The 7355-nt window shown below is 36.8% G+C and carries 10 protein-coding genes; all 10 read left to right on the top strand.

Features of this window, described 5'->3' with window-relative positions; all coding sequences use genetic code 11:
• Positions 1 to 316 (top strand): hypothetical protein (locus IPH52_18790; protein ID MBK7057054.1); only part of this gene is annotated, 316 nt, incomplete at its 5' end.
• Positions 313 to 1392, top strand: coding sequence for a hypothetical protein (locus tag IPH52_18785; GenBank protein ID MBK7057053.1), 1080 nt, complete (start codon positions 313 to 315; stop codon positions 1390 to 1392). The genes IPH52_18790 and IPH52_18785, both read left to right, overlap by 4 nt.
• A gap of 20 nt (positions 1393 to 1412) precedes the next feature.
• Positions 1413 to 1748, top strand: coding sequence for a hypothetical protein (locus IPH52_18780; protein MBK7057052.1), 336 nt, complete (start codon positions 1413 to 1415; stop codon positions 1746 to 1748).
• Positions 1749 to 1759: 11 nt separating this feature from the next.
• Positions 1760 to 3043, top strand: coding sequence for a DUF1073 domain-containing protein (locus tag IPH52_18775; GenBank protein MBK7057051.1), 1284 nt, complete (start codon positions 1760 to 1762; stop codon positions 3041 to 3043).
• Positions 3044 to 3142: 99 nt separating this feature from the next.
• Complete coding sequence (locus tag IPH52_18770) at positions 3143 to 3970, top strand: minor capsid protein (GenBank protein ID MBK7057050.1); 828 nt, start codon at positions 3143 to 3145, stop codon at positions 3968 to 3970.
• Positions 3971 to 4360: 390 nt separating this feature from the next.
• Positions 4361 to 4609: a hypothetical protein gene (locus tag IPH52_18765; GenBank protein ID MBK7057049.1), complete on the top strand. Its 249-nt coding sequence runs from the start codon at positions 4361 to 4363 to the stop codon at positions 4607 to 4609.
• A gap of 222 nt (positions 4610 to 4831) precedes the next feature.
• The gene (locus tag IPH52_18760; protein MBK7057048.1) at positions 4832 to 6043 is read left to right on the top strand and encodes a DUF2213 domain-containing protein; all 1212 of its coding nucleotides are present in this window, start codon (positions 4832 to 4834) and stop codon (positions 6041 to 6043) included.
• A gap of 2 nt (positions 6044 to 6045) precedes the next feature.
• Positions 6046 to 6558, top strand: a complete 513-nt coding sequence (locus tag IPH52_18755) for a hypothetical protein (protein MBK7057047.1) — start codon at positions 6046 to 6048, stop codon at positions 6556 to 6558.
• A 12-nt stretch (positions 6559 to 6570) separates the two neighbouring features.
• Positions 6571 to 6744, top strand: a complete 174-nt coding sequence (locus IPH52_18750) for a hypothetical protein (protein ID MBK7057046.1) — start codon at positions 6571 to 6573, stop codon at positions 6742 to 6744.
• Between the two features lie 47 nt (positions 6745 to 6791).
• Positions 6792 to 7355, top strand: a 564-nt coding sequence (locus IPH52_18745) for a DUF2184 domain-containing protein (protein ID MBK7057045.1), incomplete at its 3' end; no start/stop codon positions are given.

Genomic DNA, 7355 nt, shown 5'->3' with positions numbered 1-7355 from the left:
AGAGGAAAAAATCTCTGATTCCATCTCTGACTTGCAAGCCAAATTCGTAAAAAAGCAATTCGAATTTTTTAATGAAGTCTTTGACGATGAAATCAAAAAATACAAAGCTTTAAAAAGTTCTTCAGATTACAGCCTGCCAACTAACGATTTAAAAGAAGCTGTTCGAATGGCAAGACAAGCGATAAATCTTTTTGATTCTAAGAATGAAACAACGGGCAACTTAAATATAGTAAACAAATATAAAGAACTTACAGCGGCTGAATTAGAAGCTGAATTGCTTAAACGTGGTCTGCCAACTAGAATATTCGACAAATGACATTAGATAATATTGAGCTTATCGAAGAGCTTGCAGCAAAAGAAGCAAAAGAAAACTTTTGGGCATATCGCCAATATATTAATCCTTCTTTAAAAATCTCATGGTTTCAAAAAGAAATTGCCTATGCTCTTATGCAATTCTACCAAGATTACAAAGCAGGCAAGCGACCGAAATTAATTATAGAAGCCCCTCCACAGCATGGCAAATCTGTTCAGGTAATTGAATTTATTTCTTGGCTCGCAGGTCATGACCCAAAGGCAAAAACAATCTACACGTCATTCTCTGAGCGTCTAGGGATAAGGGCAAATCTAAGACTGCAAAGAATATTTGATTCACCGAAATATAAACAAGTTTTTACTACACGATTAAATACTTCAAATGTAGTTGCCATAAGCGGGCAGTATTTACGCAATAGAGAAATTCTTGAGTATGTGGATAATGAGGGTTATTTTCGTAATACCACAATCCGAGGTTCGATTACTGGAGAATCTTTAGACATAGGGATAATTGACGATCCATTGAAAGGACGAGAAGAGGCGCAATCTGCAACTATCCGAGAAAAGACCTGGGATTGGTTGACCGATGACTTTCTTACTCGTTTTTCGGACGATGGGGCTTTGCTTATTATCGGAACCCGCTGGCATATTGACGATCCGATCGGTAGGCTTAGAGAGTTACACAAAGACATACAAGTGTTATCTTATAAGGCGATAGCAGAAGAGGACGAAAAAAACAGGCTGAAAGGAGAAGCATTATTCCCTAGCCATAAATCTATTGAATTTCTTCTTGAGCGCAAAAAATTAATGTCAGCCTTATCGTGGGAGTCACTATACCAAAGTAATCCAATCATAAACACGGGGACTTTATTTAAGCAATCGGATTTTAAGTATTACAAAGAGTCTGAAATCTTTATCTACTTAGGTGAAGAGGCGATCCGAAAAACTGACCTCCGTATTTACCAAACGATTGACCCCGCCGGAACAGTAAGCCAAACTGCCGACGACTTTGCTTGCATAACGTTTGCTATACATGCGAATAATATAATTGTCTTGGATACTTTAATGAACAAGCATTAACAACAACACATGATGACATTATGACAAGCCTCCGCAATAAGTGGAATCCAATTTATCAAGCAGTGGAGAAGAAAATCTTCGGCTTAAATATTATCCAGAATGCAGCAAGTCGAGGAATACCAGTTATGCCTCTGACTGCCGATGGGAATAAAATCTATAGAGCTGAGCCTCTGCAAGTTCATTTTAAAAACGGTTTAGTTTGGTTCAAGAATGGATTCTCGACACTCGAAAAGCAATTACTAGAATTCCCTAACGGCAAGCATGATGACCTTGTGGATTGCCTTGCCTATGCCTGTATATTAGTGCTTGACAAGCCTGCTGACATAGCTAAGGTTTGGGAAGATATATACGCATAATAAGGAATCATATGAATAGACAAGTAGCTACTACCTTAAACAAAGAAATACAAGCAAGATTTGACGGGCTTAAATCCTCACTAACCGGAATGGGCACAAGCCTAGACAAGCTGACTTATACGCAGCCAACATTCAACGAGTATACAGAAAGGGAGCTACTAAATATTTATTTAGGTATTCCGCAAATACAAACCATAATTGATTTAATCCCAGAAGATATATACCAACAAGGTTTCGAAGTCGAATCAGAGAATGAACAGTTTGAACATGCTATCAATGCTGAGATCGAAAGGCTTAAATTAAAAGAGTCTCTTGTCCAACTTAAAAAATATGAGCGCATTTATGCAAACGGCGGTTTACTATATTTTCTTGTAGATGCAGATATTAACAAGTATCCGATCCAAGCAGGCGGAGAACTATCAAAGCCAATGCCTCAAGAAATAAAATGTTTGAATAAAATAAATGTTGTCCCCTCTGAATATTTTAATGTAACAGTAAATCAAAATATGCCTACGGATAGAAATTATAATAAAGTCTCAATCCAAATGGACGGGCACAGAATAGACGAGTCTAGATTCTTATGGTCCGTAAACAATTTTCAACCGACATATGGTTGCGGCTTATCACGAGTATCCAATCTTGCGATGATAGGCAACGGGCTTTTTATTTCAGCCTGGTCTGCTATTAACATGATCTACGAGGCACAACTAAAAGTATATAAGTCCTCTTCACTCCAAAAAGAAGGCGGGGCAAGTATTATTAAATCTACTTTAAATATGTTACGTAAAGTTTTAAGTAGTCAATCTGCTATTGTCATCGGCGAAACTGAATCATTTGAAAAACAAAACTTAACGATAACGGGCTTTAAGGAAATCATGGATTATCTCAATACGACTTTTTGTTCTATCGAAGGGATTCCCGTAGAAATATTCCTTGGTCAATCTAAGGGAATAATAAGCCTAGCAAATAACCCACAGTCACTTAACTATTATTCAAGTCTAGTCAAGAAACAAGAGCTAGAAGAGACACCAAAAATTAAGCGAATAATTGATATTATCCTTAAACAAGATTCATTCAGGCAATACCAAGGCGTAGAATACGAAATTGAATGGGAAGATATTTTTAGTCTTGACGATAATACTAAAGCCGACATTAGATTAAAGAACGCACAAGCCGATGCAATGGAAATTGATAAGAGTATTGCAAGCCCTCAACAAATTTCAAAACTTAGGTATCCAGAAGATAATTATGATTACCCGCAAGGTGATTTTGAAACGGAGCAACCTAATGAATAATGGGGGGGGGAAAAAAAGGAAAATAAATATCCCATTCAGCTTGAAAAAGAATTTTTTAAAACTCTTCGTGACGATTACCGCGAAGAGATGCAAGAGGTCTTGAATGAGCTAATAACTAATTTAAAAAAAGATGAGCTACTTAAACAAAGAGGCGTTAAGCAAGATTCTTTTATGAATCTCATGGGATACTTAGGCAAGAAAATATTTAATTATGAATTTGCTTATGCAGATAATCAGGATAAACTTCTTGGAAACTTAGTAGGCAACTTTAAACTTTTAGACAACTGGGTATCATCTAAGTTTAATGAGTCAATAAATGAAAGGTCAAAAACTTTAACCAATATTCGACCGAAACAAATGGCAATTATTAACGGACAACCTAAGATGATTTATCAGCCTCTAGAAAAATTCTTAGTCAATGAAAATGGGATTATAAAAACAAAATACAAAGTAAATGAGTTAGGGATAACACTGAATAAACCCAAAGTCGTAAATATTGCCGATGAGAACACTTTAAAACAAAAAGCCTTAGAGAATGCATTGAAAGTAAAAGACATTAAAAAAGCGAAAGCACTTGAATTGCAAGACGTTATACGCGATGCATATTATTCCGGTAAAACAACCGATGAAATAATTGATAAGGTCAGCAAGACAATCGACAGAGGAGAAGCAGGCTTGAAAAGAATTGCACGGGATCAAGTAATAAAATTTGCAAACGCTGTGCAAACAGAGAAAGAGCAGAAGGCAGGCGTGACAAGATTTATTTGGGTAACGATGGGAGATGAAAGAGTCCGCGACACACATAAAAATGTGGACGGTAAAGAATTTGACAATGTAATCGGTGCTCTTGGATTGTTGGATTTTCCCGATTCTAGATTCCCTGGCGATGATATTAATTGTAGATGTTGGAAGGAACCGGTGTTTTAATTTTATGAAAATCACCACTATCTCAAATATTGATTGCCTCTTGACTGAACGCGAAGTCATGCAAATTTTTAAAATTACAGACACCCGCACTTTTCGAAAATTAAAAATTGACTCCATACAATTAACGAATAGGATCGTTAGATATGAGCCTGAAAAAGTTCGAGAGTTTTTAAAAAATAAAAAATAGAGAAGGGAATTAAAATGAGTTTACATCCAACGCCGCAAAAATGGGAACCAATCCCAGTGCAAAGAATAATTTTTTAAATAAAAAAAACCCTAAAGGAAAAAAAAAAAAAAAAATAATAAAAAAATTTTTTAAATTGTTTTTTTAAAAGGGGAAGAAATAAAGGAAAAGATCAAATTACCAAAAAATGACATTTACGAGAATCTATGCCACGCAGCGATTATTTAGAATTAGTGAAGAGGCACCAACGATACTTGATATTGGATCAAATCAATATTGAATCTTACCATTTTAAAGATAAGACTCTATGCGTCAATGATTACATTGGATTTTGCCTGCAGTTAATCATGCTCGAAACGAAAAAGCAAATTACATTTATGGTCGAGGATAAATTGTCTGAGTTAGTTGGCGAAAATATTTGTCTGACCGAGCGAATGGAGTTTATTAAAAAATGACCTTAGAAATTAAACTATCCAGAAAATACATTGGCGATAAATTATCATTCCCTAAAAACTACTATCCAAGTGACAGGGATAATAAGGATGAAATTATAATTGACGTATCTCATTTGTTTAAACCAAAAAAAATAACGTAATACCCCGCATTAGCATGTAACACGTCTTACCCTCTAGACTAAATTAATTTACAACTTAGATTCTATATTCTACTCTTGACCCGTGGAATATAGAATTGATAACGCAACTCTGTCAAATGTCAAATTTGATAATGGTATGTTGACTGCAAAAGTTAATCTTACCAAAGCAGGTGTATATCCTTATCTGTATAGTGACGGTCGATTAGTCAAAGAGGCAAAATTGCCAGAGGAAATATTTTCCCAAGCAACTATCGACTCAGCAAATGGCGCGGTCATCACTGACAATCACCCTGACATAAATCAAGATTCCGGTTTAGTCAATTCAAGTAATTATTCAAAACTCGTAAAAGGCAATGTATTCAATGTTAAGCAGGATGGATTATTTTTGAGCGGACTCGAAAAAGTTTTCGACTCCGATTTACAAAAAAGAATTCTAAGCGGCGAACAAATACAAGTGTCGATTGGTTTTGAGCAAAAGACAGATTGGACTCCTGGAGAATATAACGGCGAAAAATATGATTGTATTCAAAGAGATATTAGGATCAACCATATAGCTCACGTCGAAAAAGGCAGAGCAGGCGAAGAGTGCAGGACAATACTAGATTCCAACAAAGACTATGCTATCATGCAAGAGGCTACAAACACAATGAACGAAACTAAACCAACTAAAATTACTTGGCGCGTGGATAACAAAGATTATTCAATCGACAAAGCTATCATCGACAAAGCGGTATTATCCACAGTTAAAAAAGATGAAGACGATCCTATGGATGCAACTACAACCCCGGCAGCAGATTTGCCAGATGCACCTAAACCAATTGATGCGGCTATGATTGCTGAAGATGCAAAAAAACTGAATGCAATTATGACAACTTTACAAGGGAAATTTGGCGTAAACTCTATTGAAGAATTAACAGCTTTAATTGACGCACAAAAAGCAGTCATCGAAGCATACCAAGCAAAAGCAGCAGCAGCACCAAGGGTCGAAGCGGCAGTAGCCGATAGTATGCTAGTCATCCGTAATGCAGAAAATTTTGGCGTTAAAGCTGACTCAATGAACCCTGCCGAAGTCAGGAAAGCTTTTATTTCTAAATTCCTACCAAGTTACACAAAAGAGAAACTTGATGCTATGGAAACTAACGTTCTTAGAATTACTTACGACGCAGCTTGCGAAGTTGCAAAAAACACAAGCGCAAAACATAATGAGGACTCAAGCGGCAAATTGACATTAGACACTGCCGACAAGATCCTCGAAGAAGCAAAACAGAATTTTTACAAAAGAGGTATTAAATAATTATGGCTGATTATATTGCAGATCAATCAACAGTAGACACAAGCGCCGATCAGTTAGTTGGAAGAGAAGCAAAAGCTTATGCGGCGGCTATTAAGGATTCTATCCCAGCGGGGGCTACTCTTAAATTCGGGCAAGCATTCCAAAGAAAAGCAGGTGCCGGTATTGCCTTGGCATTGGCTGACTTAGCTCTTATCAATGCAACGCAATCTTTAAGAGTCGCACAATACCAAACCAATGCAAGTGACTTGGATAATAGCAATTATTCACAATACGATGTTGTCCTTGGCGGAAAGAGCGGTTACTATGTAGTAGACGTTGAAGAAGCGGTGACAGAAGCGGATACCGTTAGAGTTCGACTTGTAGTAAATGGCTCGGATGCTTTAAAAGTTCCTGGCAGATTTACAAAAACGGCAGATGAAGATAAGACAGCAGTAGTTGAAGGCGCTCATTTTATTGCACCTAACATCGTTTTCCTTCCGGATTCAATCAAATTAGTTTTAGATAACTTAACATAAGGAGCATAAAAAATGCCTATTAACGGAATCACAAGACAATCGACTCTGAAAATTATTGAGTCAACAATTTATAAGCCAAAAGAATTTGAGTTATCATATGATAAGCTTTTTCCGATTGAGCAATTTAATCCAATCGGCAAGCATACCAGTATGATATTCTTCTTAAACAAGGAACAGCGACAGTAACATCACAGCCTCCGACAAGTAAAGATACCACAGACCAGACCATGAGTTTGGATTCTGTATTATTTAAGCCATTCTTTATTTCTACAGAATTTAATTACTCAGATGAAGAGCTTGATGAAAACAATTTTATCAATGCAAATGCAGGGGCTTTTACAAGGGCGCAAATTAATCTTGAGTTTGAGAAAGCAACTTACGGGCGAAGACTTATCCACGAGTGGATAAACAGTATTAGCCTTAAAGGGTATGCTCCTATCAATTCTAATGGCTTATTTAATCACCCACAAATTACTCCTGTAGCAGTAGCAGAAGGGGCAACTGGTGCGAATGCCACAGCTAAGAAGAAATGGGAAAATAAGACAGGTTTAGAAATTCAAGCCGATGTTTTACTCGCATACAAAACAGCAAGACTCGGTGGGCTTTACAATCCGAGGACAATGGCTATTAGCCCGTCTACTGAAGTAACGCTTATGAAAGCATGGTCTGTTTATGATTCTACTCCTGTGATCGAAAAACTGAAATCCCTTATCCCTGAAATTATCACTGTGCCAGAATTCGAGCCTGCATATAACCAAATTGCGCCGACTTATGACACGAATGCAGGAACAAGTATT

The organism is Leptospiraceae bacterium (assembly GCA_016708435.1).
GTDB lineage: Bacteria > Spirochaetota > Leptospiria > Leptospirales > Leptospiraceae > UBA2033.
The sequence above is the reverse complement of the archived record's forward strand: the minus strand, read 5'-3'. Positions and strand labels throughout refer to the sequence as shown.